Source organism: Candidatus Nitrosotalea sp. FS, from assembly GCF_011319475.1.
GTDB lineage: Archaea > Thermoproteota > Nitrososphaeria > Nitrososphaerales > Nitrosopumilaceae > Nitrosotalea.
Genome location: NZ_RCMC01000205.1, coordinates 1 through 19,073 on the forward strand (window position 1 = coordinate 1; position 19,073 = coordinate 19,073).

General features: G+C 38.1%; 17 protein-coding genes, 1 tRNA gene and 8 pseudogenes. 17 read left to right on the forward strand and 9 right to left on the reverse strand.

The annotated features are described in order from the left end of the window. Nucleotides 1-180: 180 nt before the first annotated feature. The 4 genes and pseudogenes from DYY66_RS16315 to DYY66_RS07670 form a co-directional block, all read right to left on the reverse strand. A pseudogene (locus DYY66_RS16315) lies at nt 181-323 on the reverse strand (hypothetical protein); the annotation flags it as partial. A 128-nt stretch (nt 324-451) separates the two neighbouring features. Beyond that, on the reverse strand, nt 452-760 hold the full coding sequence (locus DYY66_RS07660) for a DUF1697 domain-containing protein (RefSeq protein WP_166287757.1): 309 nt from the start codon (nt 758-760) through the stop codon (nt 452-454). A gap of 246 nt (nt 761-1,006) precedes the next feature. After that, a complete protein-coding gene (locus DYY66_RS07665) occupies nt 1,007-1,519 on the reverse strand; it encodes an NOB1 family endonuclease (protein ID WP_166287760.1) in 513 nt (170 codons plus the stop codon). Continuing rightward, the gene (locus DYY66_RS07670; RefSeq protein ID WP_166287763.1) at nt 1,509-2,324 is read right to left on the reverse strand and encodes an NAD(+)/NADH kinase; all 816 of its coding nucleotides are present in this window, start codon (nt 2,322-2,324) and stop codon (nt 1,509-1,511) included. Before DYY66_RS07670 ends, DYY66_RS07665 begins: the two co-directional genes overlap by 11 nt. An 89-nt stretch (nt 2,325-2,413) precedes the next feature. Between DYY66_RS07670 and DYY66_RS07675 the strand changes: the two genes are divergently transcribed. The 7 genes and pseudogenes from DYY66_RS07675 to DYY66_RS07700 form a co-directional block, all read left to right on the forward strand. Beyond that, a partial coding sequence (locus DYY66_RS07675; protein WP_255496372.1) for a sulfurtransferase occupies nt 2,414-2,851 on the forward strand: 438 nt, incomplete at its 3' end. Nucleotide 2,852: 1 nt separating this feature from the next. After that, nucleotides 2,853-3,050: pseudogene (locus tag DYY66_RS14665) on the forward strand (sulfurtransferase); the annotation flags it as partial. A gap of 1 nt (nt 3,051) precedes the next feature. After that, nucleotides 3,052-3,527, forward strand: a pseudogene (locus DYY66_RS07680) (sulfurtransferase); the annotation flags it as partial. Further along, nucleotides 3,505-3,834, forward strand: coding sequence for a hypothetical protein (locus DYY66_RS07685; RefSeq protein WP_166287766.1), 330 nt, complete (start codon nt 3,505-3,507; stop codon nt 3,832-3,834). The pseudogene DYY66_RS07680 and the gene DYY66_RS07685, both read left to right, overlap by 23 nt. Nucleotides 3,835-3,896: 62 nt before the next feature. Then, nucleotides 3,897-4,291: pseudogene (locus DYY66_RS16320) on the forward strand (ferredoxin); the annotation flags it as partial. Nucleotides 4,292-4,521: 230 nt separating this feature from the next. Further along, a complete protein-coding gene (locus DYY66_RS07695) occupies nt 4,522-5,040 on the forward strand; it encodes a ferredoxin family protein (protein WP_178085591.1) in 519 nt (172 codons plus the stop codon). Between the two features lie 51 nt (nt 5,041-5,091). After that, a complete protein-coding gene (locus DYY66_RS07700) occupies nt 5,092-7,113 on the forward strand; it encodes a cellulose synthase family protein (protein WP_166287772.1) in 2,022 nt (673 codons plus the stop codon). Between the two features lie 1,796 nt (nt 7,114-8,909). On the opposite strand, the gene msrB is transcribed toward DYY66_RS07700, so the two are convergent. Together msrB and DYY66_RS16325 are read right to left on the reverse strand one after the other, a co-directional pair. Then, nucleotides 8,910-9,194: a peptide-methionine (R)-S-oxide reductase MsrB gene (gene msrB, locus DYY66_RS07710; protein WP_394352610.1), complete on the reverse strand. Its 285-nt coding sequence runs from the start codon at nt 9,192-9,194 to the stop codon at nt 8,910-8,912. Nucleotides 9,195-9,215: 21 nt separating this feature from the next. After that, nucleotides 9,216-9,355 (reverse strand): annotated as a pseudogene (locus DYY66_RS16325) (peptide-methionine (R)-S-oxide reductase); the annotation flags it as partial. A 276-nt stretch (nt 9,356-9,631) separates the two neighbouring features. On the opposite strand from DYY66_RS16325, the gene DYY66_RS07720 reads away from it, so the two are divergent. The 6 genes and pseudogenes from DYY66_RS07720 to DYY66_RS16340 form a co-directional block, all read left to right on the forward strand. Beyond that, a complete protein-coding gene (locus tag DYY66_RS07720) occupies nt 9,632-10,204 on the forward strand; it encodes a hypothetical protein (RefSeq protein WP_166287781.1) in 573 nt (190 codons plus the stop codon). After that, the gene (locus DYY66_RS07725) at nt 10,204-11,802 is read left to right on the forward strand and encodes a hypothetical protein (RefSeq protein ID WP_166287784.1); all 1,599 of its coding nucleotides are present in this window, start codon (nt 10,204-10,206) and stop codon (nt 11,800-11,802) included. The genes DYY66_RS07720 and DYY66_RS07725 overlap by 1 nt, the downstream gene beginning before the upstream one ends. A gap of 45 nt (nt 11,803-11,847) precedes the next feature. Then, nucleotides 11,848-12,270 (forward strand): hypothetical protein, encoded by a 423-nt coding sequence (locus tag DYY66_RS07730; protein ID WP_166287787.1) that lies wholly within the window; start codon nt 11,848-11,850, stop codon nt 12,268-12,270. Between the two features lie 238 nt (nt 12,271-12,508). Beyond that, nucleotides 12,509-13,015: pseudogene (locus DYY66_RS16330) on the forward strand (hypothetical protein); the annotation flags it as partial. Between the two features lie 29 nt (nt 13,016-13,044). Next, on the forward strand, nt 13,045-13,393 hold a 349-nt coding region (locus DYY66_RS16335), incomplete at its 3' end, for an SMP-30/gluconolactonase/LRE family protein (protein WP_394352611.1). Nucleotides 13,394-13,861: 468 nt separating this feature from the next. Beyond that, nucleotides 13,862-14,969 (forward strand): annotated as a pseudogene (locus DYY66_RS16340) (serpin family protein); the annotation flags it as partial. 23 nt (nt 14,970-14,992) lie between these two features. Here DYY66_RS16340 and DYY66_RS07755 read toward each other — a convergent pair. Further along, nucleotides 14,993-15,066 (reverse strand) — tRNA-Gly (locus tag DYY66_RS07755). Nucleotides 15,067-15,147: 81 nt separating this feature from the next. On the opposite strand from DYY66_RS07755, the gene DYY66_RS07760 reads away from it, so the two are divergent. Next, nucleotides 15,148-15,423, forward strand: coding sequence for a hypothetical protein (locus DYY66_RS07760; RefSeq protein ID WP_166287802.1), 276 nt, complete (start codon nt 15,148-15,150; stop codon nt 15,421-15,423). Here DYY66_RS07760 and DYY66_RS07765 read toward each other — a convergent pair. Both DYY66_RS07765 and DYY66_RS07770 read right to left on the reverse strand, forming a co-directional pair. After that, nucleotides 15,420-15,926, reverse strand: a complete 507-nt coding sequence (locus DYY66_RS07765) for a 50S ribosomal protein L16 (RefSeq protein ID WP_166287805.1) — start codon at nt 15,924-15,926, stop codon at nt 15,420-15,422. The two genes, DYY66_RS07760 and DYY66_RS07765, sit on opposite strands and share 4 nt — an antisense overlap. 62 nt (nt 15,927-15,988) lie before the next feature. Further along, on the reverse strand, nt 15,989-16,873 hold the full coding sequence (locus DYY66_RS07770) for a S16 family serine protease (protein WP_166287808.1): 885 nt from the start codon (nt 16,871-16,873) through the stop codon (nt 15,989-15,991). Nucleotides 16,874-16,969: 96 nt separating this feature from the next. Between DYY66_RS07770 and endA the strand changes: the two genes are divergently transcribed. From endA to DYY66_RS13145, 3 genes and pseudogenes are all read left to right on the forward strand, one after another. Then, entirely contained in the window at nt 16,970-17,539 is a 570-nt protein-coding gene (endA, locus tag DYY66_RS07775; RefSeq protein WP_166287811.1) for a tRNA-intron lyase, read from the forward strand. A 375-nt stretch (nt 17,540-17,914) separates the two neighbouring features. Next, entirely contained in the window at nt 17,915-18,244 is a 330-nt protein-coding gene (locus DYY66_RS07780; RefSeq protein ID WP_166287814.1) for a hypothetical protein, read from the forward strand. A 112-nt stretch (nt 18,245-18,356) separates the two neighbouring features. Then, nucleotides 18,357-18,548 (forward strand): annotated as a pseudogene (locus tag DYY66_RS13145) (hypothetical protein); the annotation flags it as partial. Nucleotides 18,549-19,073: the final 525 nt, after the last annotated feature.

Below are 19,073 nucleotides of genomic sequence, written 5' to 3' on the forward strand. Positions count from 1 at the left end.
GAATCTAAAATAATACTGTGATAATGAAACCTTTTTTGATATGGTTATTCCATTTTGGCTAGGATGCGGTGAATGGTCAACCAGGTGCGCGAAGTGATTTCGTCTTTACCAAACTGTTTATCGAGTTTGACCATAAAATCAGATGTCTTGCCTACCGTGGTATCTATTACACTGCAAAGNATACTGCAAAGGGAGTTAACCTTGTGGTCGCTATAAAAATTTGACTTTGATGTCAGCTTAGCTTTTGGGGCGTGTTTGAAGAAAGTTACCAAAAGATAAGATGTGTGACTGTGCTTGGCGCCACGGTATGGATCTTTATCCACCAAAGCTTGCAACTGTTTCTGGCTGCGGATGATTGTAATACTAGAAAAACACAACTTCTCAGGCCAAGCTTTTTGAATAATCTCTTCTNGCTTTGTCAGCGAGGCTTTCGGTGAATGCTTAAAGAAAGTTACCAAAAGATAAGATGTGCGACTGTGCTTGGCACCCCGGATGGATTTTTATCGACCAAAGCTTGCAACTGTCTCTGGCTACGGACAATCGTAGTACTAGAAAAGCCCAACTTCTCAGGCCAATCTTTTTGAATAGTCTCTTCTAGTTTCGCAGTATCTTTGGAGTCGGATTCGAAAATCACATTACCGCTGGAGATAACTGGCATGACGTTACTAAAACCCAAGTCTTCCAGCACACGCTTTAATTTAGATCCATGCATATTCGGATTACTCGGCCCGATGCCGCGTAGCAAGGCTACATACTTCATGTCTATCTTATATTCTGTTTACTTTTATCTTTGCTGGATATGTAGAATAAGGTAAAGTCACATACTTGAGCTTCTGTGATTAGATGCTGAAATAAAAATCCGGGACAATCCCACTACAACTGTTCTGGCGGTAACTATAGGGCTCGAATTTCTTATATCAATTTGTTCTTGTTTTAAAGTGGGGAACTAAACTAAGTGAACAAAACCCCTCAATGGCTTTTCATGATATGAAGTGAAAACGTAAATCTATACGATGGCTCTTTTGCCGACTGGCTTTGACTTTCTCTGAGCTGATTTTTTCCTTAGTTTGCTACCGCAAATGGGACAATCAGACATTTTTTTGAAACTCTTGTTGCATGCAGGACACGAGTACACACTGTCCAAGACCTTGGATATTCCCTTGGTCATTATTGGAATGACTTTGAGATTTAGGTGCCTTGCAACGTTTGATACCGTATAATCATCCGTTACTAGCTCACCCTTGAGCTGAACACACAGTGCAAGCACTGACATGTCCTCCTTTGATAGCTCAGACAAGTCTCCTGTATTTTTTGACTCGTCCAAAATAAATTTGAGAAATTTTTCTTCTGGCTCTACAATCTTTAATCTGCCTAAATCGATTAGTGTTTGTACTGCATCATGACTTTTTTTTATGTGTTTTATTTCTTCAAAGACTAGCGGAGTTGTAAAGCTCTGCTCTTGAGACGAAAATGGCACTCCTGCATAAAATGATGTGGCATCTAAGATTCTAGAAACCAAGCTTGCTCATCTGTCTCAAACCTTGTTTTTTCAGTCTTACAAATACTGCATGTTTTTTGTATTTTCTTATTGTAATCACCTCATCAAATCTGGCAGTTTTGATCACTTGAGCATCCATGATTATGTTGGAATCATGACTACTGTGGATCTCAATTTTTTCATCAGGAACTACAATTGATGGCAACTTGTTGACTGGAGCAACAGGTGTTATGATAAGAACATCTAGACTTTCATGAAGAATTGGACCTCCCAAAGAATAGGAATGTCCAGTGGAACCGCTTGGTGTTGCAACAATTACTCCATCCATTTTTTGTGTTACTTTATCACTTTGAAATTTGATCTCAAACAACGATGTCTTTGTTAAATTTTGTCTATTGATGTAAATTTCATTTAGCGCTGGGGGAAAATCTTGTCCTCCGCAAGACGCAACTACTCTAGTTCGCTTGTCAAAAAAAATCTTGTTTGCAATGATCTGCTCAATGGCAGTGTCAATCTCAGGCAGCGTTATCTCTGATAATATGCCTCTGTTCCCTCCTACGTTTATTGCAAGATTTGGAACTTCGTTTTCTAGATACCTAAAAGTTCGTAAAGTTGTTCCGTCTCCGCCAAGTGTGATTGTCAAATCTAGTTTTGTGGTCTTGAGATCTTCTATGTCGTTTATCTTCTTGGCTCCGTCTACTTCTACTGGTGAAACTGTATACACTTTGATTTTTTTCGCAAGCAATTTTTTGGCAACTTTTTTTACCGCATCCTCAGATTCTTTTGAACCAACTTTGCTTACAAGTGCAACATTGTGAAGATCCAAGCAAAACTACTAATTTTAATTTCACTTAAAAAGCATCTGTTGAGCATAAAATATTAAGAACCTTCCAAGTCTAGTATGATAGAGACAAAATGAATTATGCACAACCAGTTTTAGTAGATACAGAAACCGTCTCAAAGAACTTGAGCAATAAATCCTTTAAAATTGTTGAAGTCGACTATGACCCAGAGAATGCCTACAGACAAGGACATCTCCAGGGGGCAAGTCTCATCTGGTGGAAAAGAGACATCAATGATCCTATTACTAGAGATATCATCAGCAAATCACAGTTTGAAGATTTGCTATCCCGAAATGGAATAACTACACAATCTGAAGTTATTTTGTATGGTGACTTTAACAATTGGTTTGCAGCCTTTGTATTTTGGATATTCAAGTATTATGGACATGAAAATGTAAAAATCATGAATGGTGGAAGAAAAAAATGGGAGATTGAAAACAAACCTTACACAAAAGATGAACCACAAATTCCGAAAACAAATTATGTTGCACAGCCACCAAACGAAGGACTANCAGTTTGAAGACTTGCTGTCAAGAAATGGAATAACTGCCCAGTCTGAAGTTATTTTGTATGGTGACTTTAACAATTGGTTTGCAGCCTTTGTATTTTGGATATTCAAGTATTATGGACATGAAAATGTAAAAATCATGAATGGTGGAAGAAAAAAATGGGAGATTGAAAACAAACCTTACACAAAAGATGAACCACAANGATCCTACACAAAAGACGAACCACAAATACAAAAGACAAACTATGTTGCACAGCCACCAAATGAAGGACTCCGTGCATATCTCTTTGATGTAAGACGAGCACTTGACAAAAAAGATACAGTTCTAGTTGATGTACGTTCACCAAAAGAATTCTCAGGCGAGGTAACTGCACCTGCCGAGTATCCAATGGAGCATGCTCAGAGAGGAGGACACATTCCTAATGCAAACAACATTCCTTGGGCAAGTGCAGTAAATGACACCGATGGCACTTTCAAATCCGTAGAAGAGCTCAAGAAAGTTTACGAATCAAAAGGCATCACACCTGACAAGGATGTCATATGTTACTGCAGAATTGGAGAAAGATCTTCACATACGTGGTTTGTTCTAAAATATCTTCTTGGATATCCTCAAGTTAGAAACTATGATGGGTCCTGGACTGAATGGGGTAATATGATTGGAAACCCAATCGAAAAATAACGATAATCCAGAACTGCCAATTCTAAAAAAAGGTATATTCTATGCAATACTTGACGATCCAGTTTATTTCATAATGGAAGACAAGACAAAACGCGGTCTTACCTCACAAGAGAGATCGGTTGATGAAAAGTATGGTGTATCCTCTGATAGGGGAATGATATACGATATGGATGGAATTGGGCACAAGGTGGGAATACGCTGGTATTTTCCAAAGGATACGTACGGATTTGATAAAGTCCTTGAGCATGCAACAGAGATGGAACAGAGATACCGAAAGATCCGAGAAGAGACTTGCCCTGATTATTAAGAAGCATTTTTAAACTCTTTTTTAATTATAACAATCAGATGTCACTCCTGCTAAAGGATAAAGTGTATACAGTTCAATCAGGCACATCAAAAAGAGGAGTCTATCCTTTACACAGTTACAAACTTGGTCTTTATCGTCTTCCAGTAAAACTTGAAGATACTTATGAAATTGATTCTATCGTATCTGGATTCAAGAAAGTCTTTGAGATGGATAAATTTGCTGACAGGATTTACGCTACATATCGCTGGAAAGAAGAAAACATGCCGGACCCAGATGATAGTGGATACAAGTCAATAGATCTTGAAGTTCAAGTCGAGATTGTAACTGGCGAAGTGGTCGACATGATATACCAAGTATATCCAGTTGAAAAATATGGCGACGGTCTATGGGTTAAAGAGTATAGAAAGAAAGCAGATGCAAATGCAAAGATGATAATTGATACCATTTTGCGAAATAGNAGAAGTTGTAGATATGATATACCAAGTGTATCCAGTTGAAAAATATGGTGATGGTCTGTGGGTTGAACATTATAGAAAGAAAGCAGATACAAATGCAAAGATGATAATTGATACCATTTTGCGAAATAGTGTACTTGCAGACAAGATGGTAGAGCATGACGTAAAGATAAAACAACTAACACCAGAACAAGCCCTCAAGGCACTGGAAGAACTAANTCTTGCAGATAAAATGGTAGAGCATGACGTAAAAACAAAACAGCTAACACCAGAACAAGCTCTCAAGGCACTGGAAGAACTAACACCATTAGCTCAGATAGTTCCTAATGCAAAACCAAAACCAAAGCCTGCAGCTCCTCAACCAGGGCAACAGGTGGCAGCAGAAGCAGAACCTGAAACACCTTCTGGTGCAAAACCAGGTCCAATTGATGTTGACTTTAAATCAAAACTCAAAGTTGTTGAAACTTTTACTGCTCCATCTAGTCACAAGATAAAGGTATTCGGTCATAGAAAGGGTAATGAGATACTTGGAATCTGGGGAGAGTTTGTATCAGTTGATTATGATATCTGTGTAGGAGATGGTGCATGCATCGATGCATGTCCTGTAAAAGTTTACGAGTGGGCCGAGTTTGCAGGTCATCCAGCTTCTGATAAAAAACCATTGATGGCACGAGAACCTGATTGTATATTTTGCCTAGCATGTGAAAACGTATGCCCTGTTCAGGCAATAAAAATATCAAAGAAAGGTTAAGCCAAATTTTAGCGGTACGGCTATAAAGACTGTAGAGTTGAAAAATTCCAAATGTTTACACATGCTACACTTCCTAATCCGCTAACTGGATTTCTGTGGAACATTTTCATTTGGATTGCAATGATAATTACGCTCTATACATGCAACTTTTACTATCTTGTAGTAATTGCAAGGCGCCAGAAAAAAAATAATTCTATAACCTTCAAAGAAACTCCGACTGTAACAATTCAACTTCCAATATACAACGAAAAATATGTTGCTTCAAGATTGGTAAACGCAGTATGTGCACTAGACTATCCAAAAGACAAGCTATGCATCCAGGTACTAGATGATTCCACTGATGAAACATACGATCTGCTTGAGAATCTAGTTTCAGATTACAAGCAAAAGGGATTTGACATACAACATGTGCGAAGGTCTGACAGGAAGGGATACAAGGCAGGTGCGCTTCGAAACGCAATGAAATTTACAAAAAGCGACTTTGTTGCAATCTTTGACGCTGATTTTATACCGCCAACATGGTTTCTCAAAAAAGCATTATCTTATTTCTGCACTCCGGATGTAGGACTGGTACAATGCAAGTGGGGTCACGTAAATGAAAAATATTCACCTCTTACAAAAGCTCAAGCACTAAGCCTTGACTTTCATTTTCTGGTGGAACAAAAGGCAAAAAGTAACTCTCATCTCTTTATGAGTTTCAATGGTACTGCAGGTATCTGGAGAAGGCAATGTATCGAGGATTCTGGAGGGTGGCACATTGCTACTCTGGTCGAAGATCTCGACCTAAGCTATAGAGCACAAATGAAAGGCTGGAAGTGTGTCTTTATTCCTGATATTGTAGTAGACGCAGAACTTCCGGTACAAATGAACTCTGCAAAAAGGCAACAGTTCAGATGGGCAAAAGGTTCGATACAGTGTGCTGTAAAATTACTTGGCTCTGTTGCAATAAAGAAATTGCCAGTTGATACCAAGATCCAGGCGTTTATTCAACTTACAAGACACATTGTGCATCCGATGGTTCTTGCACAATTTCTGATTTTGCCAATACTTTTGGCTTCAAAAATAAATCTCTATATCATAAACGGGTTGCCTGCACTTACAATAATTGCGTATCTGGCAATGGGACCTGTTGCATACGTCATGGTTATCAAACAAATGTATGAAAAAAAATGGCGGTCAAAGACAATCTCGTACCTGTATTTGATAATCTACTCTGCTGGTATGTCTGTCAACAATACCGTTGCAGTCTTTGACGCGCTCTTTGGAAAAAGAAATGAGTTTTTGCGTACTCCAAAATTTGGAATAATAAAAAATGATGATGATTGGAGGGACAAGGCATATGCTTTACCATTTACAAAAACTACTCTTCTTGAGATATTCTTTGGTGTATATGGAATACTTGGCATGTTTATTGCAATATTTTCTGGTAATCCCGTATTTGTGCCAATAATTGGAATTCAGGCAGCTGGATTTCTTTACATTGCATATCTTAGCATATCACATTCAACGTTTAAAAAAGGCAAATCAAGAGGTAGAGTCGAATCAAAGGCAGAAAAAATGGCAAATAATTACTATAAAATCGCGTTAGCAGGAATCATTGCATTGATCGTAGTCGGTGTGGTATTGGCCTTTGAAGAGTATGGCAGTACCATATACCCACTTGATCAGTCCCGTGGAATTCTAGTTCGAATCCAGGCTACATCTGATCCTCAAGCCATCTCTAATGATATCAAGACAGTACAGCAGCTTCTTCCAAAATCTGGAAACCCTGTTTGGATATTTCCTACAGAAGACACAGACTTTGGAATGATGCAGCAAGATCTTAGTACAATGTCGTCTACTGTTGATAAGATCTCAACCACTTCGCCTGACACTGCAGCATTTCATACCGGCATGCTGAACATTCACTCTCAAGCTACTGCCATAGTATTCAACTTGCTTGATGCAACACCGTACATGTACGTTAGTGTCTCCAACATGTTGTTTGGAAGCATTTGGGTTGCAGTAATTATTGGAATCTTTGCTTTATTGAAAAAGAAGAAACAGTCTCTTGACAAAACCGACGAAGACTAGGTAATATTTAATTCGCGTCTTATTTCATCGACTGCACGTATTCCGAAAAGATCACGGACCTGCTCCATTCTGATTGCTTCTTTTACTATGTCAGAACCAAGCTCTGTTATTAGAAGTCTAAACACTTCGGTAAATCTTATCTCCCACTTGTCTNTGTTCCATTCTGATTGCTTCTTTTACAATATCCGAACCAAGCTCTGTTATTAGAAGTCTGAATACTTCGGTAAATCTTATCTCCCACTTGTCTNTGGCATGCTAAATGTTCATTCCCAAGCTATTGCGTTAGTATTCAACTTGCTTGATGCAACACCGTACATGTACGTNGAGCCAAGTTCTGTAATCAAAAGTCTGAATACATCTGTAAATCTTATCTCCCACTTGTCTGCACAATCTAAAATCTTTGCAATGCTCCATTGCTTTACCTCAAAAGGCAATGGCATCTTTGTTTCTACCTCGATTGAAATTCTATCAAATAGATTTATCATGTCTTTTGTCTGACCTGTCATTTTTTCGATATCTTCTAGTGTGCCATACTTTGATTCAGAACGCATTCTGATGTTTGATTGGAACTCTGAGAGGCGTAACAATCCCATGACTTCGTGTGAAGTATTCTGAGATGTCTTGTGGGTGACACTACGAATATCTTGTAACTGCTGAGATATCTCGTATGTCTTTTTGTTAAACTCTGAGATTGATGCCGAGTTTTTGTTCAGCAATTCAGCAAAATCTGCTATCTTCTCATCAAGATTCTGGTTCTTACCTAACATGTTTTCCCTGAAACTGGTAAACTCTGAATTGATGTTTCTGATATCGTTTCCAAGCATGGATAGAGACTCTGTTTTTTTAATCAATGAATCAATCTCAGAGCCGACGTTTCTTATCTCAGAATTCAGGCCTGGTATGGCATCTGTCTTTGAGCCAATGGTTCCTATCTCGCTTTTTAGATTGGATATACTCTCTTCCAGTCCTGACATTTTTTCAGTCTTGGAAGATATCTCTTTTGTACTCTGTCTTACTTCTTCAATCTCTTGATGTAAGCTAGAAAGTGATTCTGTACGGCTCATGGCATCTTTGACTTCTTCACGTACCTTCTCAGTCTTTTCTGATACGTGCATTATCATTTTTGTATTGTTTCTAGTGGAATCGATATTGTCTGCAATGCTTTGCATTATTTTGTTGGTATCTGGCATTGACTCTTGCTTGTCGCGAATCTTCTCTACGTGGTCTTGGAGCTTGTTTATCTGGTTGTTTATCTTGTCTATCAAGTTCGAATGTGCCTTGACTTGACTCATTCCAGAGAACAAGCGCTGTGTATCTTCTTCAATGATATTCATCTGTCTTGAATTTTTCTGAATCTGATCTAATGATGAATTTACAGATGATATCATGTCTTTAAGAGAAACCAATATCTTTTGATTTTCTACAAATATCTTTGACATTGTTTTTACTTCAGAAGCCAGAATCTTGGTAGCGTCTGAGATTGATGACATCTTTTTGACAACGTCATGTGTAGACTCTTTTGGTTTTGATTCTGTACGTTTTGATTTTGCCACTTTCAATTAGAATGGAGGCAACCGATAAAAAAGTTAGGGTTTGATTTCTTATGGTACAAAAAAAGAACCAGATTAGTTATTTACTAACTCTGGATCGTGTAGGCTCTCATGAAATGTCTTTGCTACCAAGCCGTTTGCAGTCTCAAAGAACTGTTTTGGACAAAACTCACAATTTAACATACATTACGGTATCATACGGTACTATTAATAACGAGGTAACTTTGCTATTACCAGTTGTCTGATTTATTTTTCAAGTTTTAGTGAGACGGAATTTATGCAGTATCGCAAGCCTGTTGGGTTTGGACCATCATCAAAGACGTGTCCAAGATGTGATCCGCAATTCTTGCATGATACCTCGATTCTCAACATGCCGTGGCTAGTATCCTTGTCTTCTTTTACATTGTCTGCAATTGGTTTCCAAAAACTTGGCCATCCTGTTCCAGAATCAAATTTTGTCTCAGAGCTGAATAATTCTATTCCACAGCACAGGCACTTGTAAACTCCCTTTTCCTTTGAATCATTGTATATTCCTGTAAATGGAGGTTCTGNTCGATTCCACAGCATAGGCATTTGTAAACTCCCTTCTCCTTTGCATCATGATATATTCCTGTGAATGGTGGTTCTGTGCCTTTCATTCTACACACAAAATATTGGTCCGAAGTCAGTTTGTCTTTCCACGGGTCACTCATTGATTCCTTTATGTGCCATTTGAGATTTAACCCTTGAGGCAAACTCGTATTTTTCAAGCAGTCAGATACCCCAGGTATAATTCATCATGAAATCAGTATACCCAATCATCATTCTGCAGACATCCTATCTTGCTATGCCATATATTATGACTGATCCTTGTGTGAGACACTCTGGTGTATTTTCTGTCTCTCTTTGTTCCAGAGGTAACAAATCTTCACCAAATTGTTATCCTGTATCACCTTGGATATTAAATAAAATTTTGTAGAGCCTTGTCTGTGAAAGACGAGATACTCGATAAAATCAGGTCTTCCGGAATAACTGGGGTAAAGAAGGCTGACCTCAAAAAGGTATTCGGAAAGACATGTGACGGTATCCTTGAGGAATTACAGGCAAATGAACAGATCTTTATCGAGAAAAAGGGTGTGGCATACTTTGTCTGGACAAGCGAGAATTATGTCCAGCATGTAACACAAAATGATCCAAAATTCAAACTAATGCTTAACATGTTTGCAGGCGTAAACCAATCAATTGCCAAAGTAAAAGCACATGCAGACGTTCTGCAAGAAGAGTTGGAGCGAGCCTCATTAAGGGAAACTGGTTCTAAACATGATGACTTTGAAGGAGTCTTTAACAGTTCACTAAATGAATCATCGACATCAATAGGATGGGTTCCATTTGATAAAATCAGAGAGAAAGTTTGTGAAAATCAAAACTTGTCCAAGGAAAAATTCTACCAAATGGCAACAAATTTGATTGAGAATCATCATGATAGATACGAAGTATCATCTGGAGGACAAGAGGGAATTGTAATGCGCGGACTAGTTCACGGTTATGTGAGGAACATCTAATGTATCCATATAATTTAGAACTAAATCCATATCCAAGCAGCCCGACCCCAACTGAAAAAGACGCCAAGATACTTGGAGGAAAAAGACACAAGGAAGCAAAGGCTGCAATACTAGAGTGTATCAAGGAGCTAAATAGAAAAGTAGAAGGCAAGACTGCTGAAAATAATGATTTTCGTGTAATTACAGTTGTACAAGATGTAGGTTCTGGCAAGACTCACCTGTCCTTGCATGTCAAGAGCCTCAAAGGACGATACAATGCAGAATGCTCCTACATTGACCTGTCCACTATATCACCAAAGACTGTTTCTGGATTATACGATGCAATACTCAAGGGATTTGACAACGAGTTCTTTGTACAATTACGAGAAAAATTCTTGAATTATCTGAGGGAAAACGCAGAACAAGGAGACAATTCTGCTAAAAAGGCACTTGACTACTCCTTTGTAAACAAACTGACTGGAATGACAATAAAAGAAAAGACCGAAGACATCATCAGGGGAAAACAATCTGTATCTTTAGAAAACCTGACTGCCTTTTTGGTCCACAAATTTGAGTACCATGAATCAATATTGATTAAAAATGTCATCTCAAACTCTTTTGACGAAGTCAAAAATCTAGAGACCTTGATTGGAATGCTGTCATCTATCTCTAAATTGACTCATAGATTCCTGGGCAAAGTTCTTGTCTTTGAAATGGATGAGCTTGATGGAAACAAGGATTCAATTGAATTTATCAAGGGAGTCATAAACGCACATCTTCCAGCGTCTGTATTACTATTGATATCCACACCTTCAGGTTACTTGGAGATTCAAAATACCAATCCGTCTGTGTTTGATAGGCTAGAAAAGGCAAATTACAAGATAGACTTGGCAGGATCAAACTCTAAAGATGAACTTGCAGAGATTGTCACCGAGTACATAACACACAGCGACAAAAATAACAAGTTTGGAGTCAAAGAACAACAAGAACTAAATGAAAAGATCCATGTCTTGTATGAAGAGTTTACAGAGTTTAGAAACGTGCGTTCTGTCATCAACATCTTGTACCAAGCAATGGAAAAAGCAATGCAATCAGATTCCAAAACAATTGATGAATCAGTAATTGATGAGGCAATCAAGCAATCATATCCTGGACTGCGAGTGAGAGGAAGCATCATGAATATTCCAATATCTGACTTTTTGGCAATACGAAGAAATGGTGAAAATAACAACAAGGAGATAAAAAATGCAGTCAAGAGCCTGACCGTTTTTGCACAAGAAATGGGCTCGATACAAAAACTAGAAAAGAAAAATCTGCTCTTAGATGCAGTGTATCAAGACAACTTTGGATCCAAGATAGGATTGGCAGTTATTGCTGATGAACTGGGTATTCCAGACATTGAACAAATCTCTGACATGTCAAAAGCAGCCGTGGTAGACAAGCTAGTCATACTTACAAACAAAAAAATCCAGACTCCATACAATGCAACGGTTGTAAACATGGACAAGTCTAAGGTAGTGGACTTGATTTACTTTAATAACAAGTATAATGACAAAAAACTCACAGAAGAAGACAATGAAAGAATCGAACTCTTGGCAAAAACCTTGAGCATTGTCTAGTTTGTACAGATCATCTTTTTAAAAAAGACAATACGCATTTACTCTATGGCAGGCGAAGAACTTGAGAAATTTCTCTTGGAAAGACACAAAGATGTTAGTCTATTTGATTTTGAGGGAAAACAAGTGCCTTGCATTGTTGTCGATGGGAAAAAATTCGATGACATAATGAAAAACATAGCGGGAAGACCTGTCTCTGTTGAGACAAACCTGAACATACTGCAAGATGGACTAGGTCATGTCTTTGTCAGGGTTACGTTACAATTCTCACAGGGCAACATTGAAGAAAAATTTCTCATATATGCAAATGAAGCAGTAGATTTCTTTGAGGCATTGGCAGAGACTACAATGCTTGCATTGTCTTCTCCTAATTCTCAGTATGGAAGCGCAAATGTATTCATGATACAACTGCCAAGACCTGAGAGAGCCCAGAATGCATTGGATATAATCAGAAAGGGATTGCACAAATAGATGACTAACAATGTGCTAGAAGAAATCTACGCCAGTTTTTTAAACAATAACTATGTCACACAACATGAACATGAAAACTTTGCACCTTTCAATTATGATAATTGTGGGAATAGTTGTTATTGCAATACTGGCATTTATCTCAAGTACCGCACTTGAATCTAATACAATACCAAATACACCACAATCTGTTCAATCTGCAAATAACACGAATCAAAATTCTTCTACAGCAACACCTTCNATGGGAATAATTGTCATTGCAATACTGGCATTTATCTCAAGTACCACACTTGAATCTAACACAATACCAAATACCTCTCAATCTGTTCAATCTACAAATAACACCAATCAAAATTCTTCTACCTTAACACCTTCCATTACACTCTCTTCAGACAAAGCAAATGCTGGAAACATTATACAAGTATCAGGTCAAGGATTTGTGCAATCTGCTCCAGTTAAAATCACACTTCCTGATAGATCAATAGTTGACGTGATATCAAGTCCTGGAACATATCTTTCCACTCTTGGGGTTTCAGGAAAATATGGTTCTGATAATTACCATTTTGGTTATCCTGAAAGTGTGACACTTGATAGTTCTGGGAATATCTATGTTGTAGACAGAGGCAATGATAGAGTACAAAAATTCTCGGCCTCTGGAGAATATTTGATGACACTTGGAGTATCAGGAAAATCAGACATTGACAATTCTCATTTTAATACTCCGGTAAGTGTAGCACTAGATACTTCTNTGCATCAGGATCATACTTGCCCACTGGCATGTCAAGCAATTATGGCTCTGACAATTATCATTTTTACACTCCTCAAGGTATAGCACTTGACAGCTCTGGAGACATCTATGTTGCAGACACATATAATCACAGAATACAAAAGTTTTCTAGCTCTGGAGAATACCTATCTACCCTTGGAATTACAAGCAATTACGGTTCTGATAACTCTCATTTCAGTTATCCTGCAAGTGTAGCACTTGACAATTCTGGTGATATCTATGTTGCAGATTTTGACAACAACAGGGTACAGAAATTCATGCCAACAGGATCATTTGAAAAATATGTCACAATTCCATCTGTCGTACTTGGTACTTATGTCATATCTGCAACAGACGGCANCGTTTGAAAAATATGTCACAGTTCCATCTGTTGCACTTGGTACATATGTAATATCTGCAACAGACGGCAAAAATTCTGCCAGCTCTACACTTTCATTAATATCTGACAAAATACCAACAAACGAGCCAAAGACAGTTACAACGTATGTAAACGCGAGCAACACATTTGCCTCTTATCTGCTATCGCATGGGATATCTGTGAAAGATGCTATACAGAAGTCATCTGGACCTGTAAACGCGAGCAACACANATGTCATATCTGCAACCGACGGCAAAAATTCTGCCAGCTCTACAGTCTCATTGGTGTCTGACAAAATACCCACAAATGAACCAAAGACAGTTACAACATATGTAAACGCAAGCAACACATCTGCCTCTTATCTGCTATCGCATGGGATCTCTGTGAAGGATGCTATACAAAAGTCACCTGGACCTGTAAACGCAAGCAACACCTTTGCCTTTTTCCTNGAGCAACACATTTGCCTTTTTCCTTTTATCCAACATTGCACAACAAGATAAAGACAACATATTCTTCTCGCCATACAGCATATCTGATGCATTCTCGATGGCATACGAAGGAGCAAGGGGAGATACGGCAAGTGAGATCCAGTCTGTTTTTGGATTTGCAGATAGGCAGATCCAAAGAGAATCTATCAAAGAACTTGATTCCAAGATAAACAGTCCAAATTCAAACTATACTCTAAATATTGCAAATGCGTTATGGGTGCAAAAAAACTATCCAATATTGCCAGAGTACTCTGATTCGTTACAAAAATACTATTCTGCAAAAGCAGAGAACCTTGATTTCATACAAAACCCAGAAGATTCTAGAAATGTAATCAACAAGTGGGTAGAAGACAAGACGGCCCAGAAGATAAAAGACCTGCTTCCAAAAGATTCTATAACTGATTTAACAAGAGTTGTTCTTACAGACGCAGTCTATTTCAAGGGAACTTGGCTGACCAAGTTTGACGAATCAAAAACAATTGATGCAAATTTTTCGACATCTGAAAATAATACAGTCAAAGTTCCAATGATGCATGTAGAGACTGGCTTCAAGTATCTTGAGGATAATGACTTGAAGATACTTGACATGCCATACAGTGGAGGGAATCTCTCTATGATGATAATTCTGCCAAAGGACAAGGACTTGAATAATCTTGCCAATCAATTATCTTCAGATAAACTAAATCAATGGAAGAACAGTCTTGCAGTACGAGAAGTATCAGTACACATGCCCAAGTTTATGCTTCATACTGCATACAAACTCAAGGATAATCTATCAGAAATGGGAATGGCGTCGGCTTTTGATCCTAACATAGCTGATTTTTCAGGAATTACTGGTACGCAGGATCTGTATGTTGATAATGTATATCACAAGGCATTCGTGGATGTAAATGAGAAAGGTACAGAGGCAGCAGCTGCAACAGCAATAGTGATGATGACAGTAATGGGTGAAAATGCTGGGGTTCAACCCTTGGAATTTAATGCAGATCATCCTTTTGTGTTTTTGATATATGATAATCAGACAGGATTGGTCTTGTTTGCAGGTCAAGTAGTAGATCCATCATCATAATTGTTTATAGAATGAAAACTCAATGCGGTTGCCGGGATTTGGACCCGGGTCGCAGAATTGGCAATCCCGCATAATAACCAAGCTATACTACAACCGCTTAACCGATTTAGAAATTATTAGTCTATTAAAGGATACTGTTTGGAATACAATTTTTTAACATGATGTGATATGGTATATCGTGGATAAACAACTAGAAGGAAAAATAAATCAGAAAATAAGTGAGGTTGCAGACAAGTCAGATGAAATTTTTAAAATCGTAAATTCATTGGATGAATTAAAATCCAATCCTGATTCATTTGGTTATGGAATTGTAATAGGAAGACTGTACAACTCATTTTATTACCAGTGCAGAAGAATCCTAAAGCGTACTCCAACAAATGAAGAATTCGAAGAGTTTCTTGAGATTCTACACAAAAGGCAAAAAGAGATTCTTAATTTATTAAAATCTGACTAGGCTGCAGCTTTTAGAGGAATTATTTTGATCATTGGAGTGCATGGTAATTTCACAGATGCACCGTGCAATGCCTTTCTTGCTACATCCACATGTTCTTTCTTGACATGTGCTTCCATGATAACCTGACCAATTTCAATACGTGCTGCCAAGCTTACTGCTTTGCCAAATGCCCCTCTCATTCCTTCTGACAATCTGTCTGCACCGGCAGTTGAGATCATCTTGTTCTCTCTTAGAAGAATGTGTGGATATACTCTGAGTGTAGAGTAGTAACCAGTTTCTCCAGTAACTGTCTCTATTGCCTTGTTTGCAGACAATCTTGCTGACTCGATTGCCATGTGTCTTATCTGCATCTTTTGGCTAGAACAGAGCTGTACGCAAAAATCATAATCACCGTCTCTTTTTCCTCCGTAAAACTTTGCAATTTTTATCTGTGGTTTACCCTTGATGTACTTCTTTCTTGTATATGGTTGGCCATTTCCAACGCGGTAATTTGCTCCGTGCATAATAACACTTTTTTTTGTTTATTAATGCCCTATATTTTAACCGTGAGTTCACAAAATGTAATTTACTGCGTGCTGTTTGTATTGAAATAACTCAATGCATCACTGATGCTGTTTATCTCTATAACCTTCATACCAAATTCCTTCTCTGTCAAGTCTGAAAGCGGTTGGTCTTGTGACGTGCATGTTCTATAGACAAACGATCCGGCTCTTTTTTCATCACAAGACTGCACTTGGGTTATTGCTTGACCTGAGGGAACTAGAAATATCTTTGCGCCATACTTGCCTGCTGCATCTGCCTTCTCTGACACGCCACCAATTTTTCCAATGGAACCGTCATCTTCTATGGTACCAGTCATCAACACTTTGTTGTTTATTGGTTTTCCAGAAATGTCTGATATTAGCAGTACCGTCATTGCTCCACCTGCACTGCCTCCGTCAACTGCTTGCATCTCCTGTTGGTTCCCAGATGAGATTGAAAATATCACGTCCTTTTTTGAGAGATCAAAATTGGTATACTTTTGTGCTATCATAACCGCAGTTCTTGCCGAAGTTTGAAAGTCCACTCCTGTAGGTATTGCGGTATTGACAAGAACAAGGCCTGATCCGTCACGAATTTCTACCGTTATCTTTAGGACAGTTCCTGCATATGTTGTGGTTTCAAAAAACCCATCACTTGAAAGTATTGGCCTTACCGCTACGGCAGAAATTGATTTCAAGCTTGTATCGTTGACGTTATACACTGGAGTGGTTTTTCCACTTGATTGGTTTACAGGATTTGGAACAGGAATTGGCGGTATAGTTTTTGTTTCCTTTTCAGTTTCGATTTGTTTTTTATATTCTGAAATGGTCTGCTGAAGATACTGGGTATTTTCATATTGGATGTAATTGAATGCAATAGACGCTATCACTATTATAACTAGTAAAGACACCAAGAATCTATTTGCCATTTAGGACAATAATGGATAAACGCTGTAAATAGATTTTTGCAAAATGGCAATTTTTGAAAAGTAATGTTATATTGATACACGTTTCACAGTAATTTCATGTCTGAATTAGATTCCAAGGTAGAAGGAACGCTGGTAAAAGATCACGTCCTTGTATCTGACAAAGACATGCAGCACAGCTTGGAACTAAAAGGATTCGGAGAAGAAATGAAAAAGAAATTCTTTCTCAAGCCGTTTGAATCCTTGTACTTGCTTTATGTTGACAAACTCAAACTCTTCCGAGGTAAAACTCTGGTGGACTTTGATTCTATGATGACAGAATGTATGAAAGTTGATCCTGATTCTTTTACCAAGTTTCTCATATATCGAGACCTGAGAACAAAAGGATATGTAGCAAAAGATGGATTTGGATTTGGTTCTGACTTTAGAGTGTATGAGCGAGGGCAATTTGGAGAAAAAGGTGCCAAGTATGTTGTGTTTGGAATGACTGAAGGTAAGAGGGAAAAAATTGGTTTGCTACAAAAACAAATCGAAGACATCACTACAATGGGAAAGGAACCAGTAATTGCTGTAATTGAACGACGTGGAGAGGTGATTTACTACAAGGTATCAAAAATCCAGTTCCATCAAAATAAAGATCAACCTGGATTTTCAGGTATAGAATCTTAAATACGATAAAATCGTTTTTTGTACTGTGGAGTTTAAGGAGATCTATTGTTTTAACTGTAAAAAAAGCCTAGGGAGGTACAACGAAAAATATTTCACGGATCAAAAAATGGATGAAATAATCAAGGCAAACCACGCTTCACATATTTACGAAGGACACGAAATTGTGATAAAAAGAATAACTGTTGATTAAAAATCTAAAATTTACAAAATCGATTTGATATACCACTAAAGTTTCTACTTAACAATTATGAGCAATCGTTTTATAGTTATGTCCGTTCTCTCAAATTGTTGAGGAATACATTATTTCTACTTGGATCTGTTCTTGCTCTAGTTGGATTCTCACAATCTGCTATGGCTATGGACAGCAACATTTCCATGACTCAACCTATTATGGTGGATACCTCTGGCCAAAAAGTTTCTAGTTTTCACGCTGGCCAACAAATTGGAATAGAATCTACGCTTACAAATAATGGTCAATCTGAGCAAAAATTTGCCTATATGGTGCAGGTACTAGGCAGTAATGGCGAGACACAATATTTTGAAAGCACTTCGGCAGCGATGCTTCCAAGCCAGGCTTTTACTACATCTCAAGTATGGATTCCAAAAAGTACTGGACAGTATACCATCGAAGTCTTTGTCTGGAGCAGTCTATCATCTCCAATTCCGCTCACAAATGTAAGTCAGATCCCACTTACTGTGACCTGATAAAATTTTGATTTTTGTAGAGCCTTACAGTTTTTGGATTTAAGTCTTAGGTAGAAATTACAAGGACAATTTCTTCTTACCCTTTAATTATGATAAAAATTTTCAAATTCTTATGCCTGATGAATCGTGTAGAACGTGTGGTGGAGAGCTAGCAAGTCATACCGTATGCTCTGGCTGCAGAAAATCTACTCAGAAAAAATGTAAACTGTGTAATCACGTTACCTTACTTCAACATCATCCACACTGTGTGAAAAATTCATCACCTTCTCAAGTGCCATTACTTGTTCAGGTTGCACCACGAAAANGCGGAGAGCTAGCAAATTATGTAGTATGCTCTGGCTGCAGAAAATCTACGCAGAAAAAATGTAAACTGTGTAGCCATGTTACTTCACTTCAACCTCATCCACACTGTATCAAAAATTCATTACCGCCTCAAGAACCATTACTTGTTCAGGTTGCACCACGAAAAGCATCAAGGAACCACATACATTTCTCATTTCTTGCAGTTGCCATAGTAGGATTTTTCATTCTGGGATTGGCAGCCGCGTCTTACAATGGAATCCCTCAAGTCATGCCAGATGAAGTCCAGGCTACCAATTCAAGTCATATCACAAATACCGATAGTTCTCAAATACAGCCTGGAAAATCCTATGATAACTGTCTTGCCTATGGAAGCGGTGAGTCCATTACAGTAACCTGTCCTACTAGTGACGGGTCTACGTACAAGGCAATATTGGACATGCCACAGGATCTGAAAAAGAATTTTGCTGATTCTGTATTTTCAATTCGTGGAGTCTCAGTAACAGAAAACGCTGATAGTTCTGTGGTA

What these genes read in the sequence shown, in the direction of transcription:
- DYY66_RS07770 (WP_166287808.1), bottom strand. Translation starts at nt 16,873, where the DNA reads ATGGCAAATAGATTCTTGGTGTCTTTACTAGTTATAATAGTGATAGCG.
- endA (WP_166287811.1), top strand. Translation starts at nt 16,970, where the DNA reads ATGTCTGAATTAGATTCCAAGGTAGAAGGAACGCTGGTAAAAGATCAC.
- DYY66_RS07730 (WP_166287787.1), top strand. Translation starts at nt 11,848, where the DNA reads ATGGCAGGCGAAGAACTTGAGAAATTTCTCTTGGAAAGACACAAAGAT.
- DYY66_RS07695 (WP_178085591.1), top strand. Translation starts at nt 4,522, where the DNA reads ATGGTAGAGCATGACGTAAAAACAAAACAGCTAACACCAGAACAAGCT.
- DYY66_RS07725 (WP_166287784.1), top strand. Translation starts at nt 10,204, where the DNA reads ATGTATCCATATAATTTAGAACTAAATCCATATCCAAGCAGCCCGACC.
- DYY66_RS07765 (WP_166287805.1), bottom strand. Translation starts at nt 15,926, where the DNA reads ATGCACGGAGCAAATTACCGCGTTGGAAATGGCCAACCATATACAAGA.
- DYY66_RS07700 (WP_166287772.1), top strand. Translation starts at nt 5,092, where the DNA reads ATGTTTACACATGCTACACTTCCTAATCCGCTAACTGGATTTCTGTGG.
- DYY66_RS07780 (WP_166287814.1), top strand. Translation starts at nt 17,915, where the DNA reads ATGACTCAACCTATTATGGTGGATACCTCTGGCCAAAAAGTTTCTAGT.
- DYY66_RS07660 (WP_166287757.1), bottom strand. Translation starts at nt 760, where the DNA reads ATGAAGTATGTAGCCTTGCTACGCGGCATCGGGCCGAGTAATCCGAAT.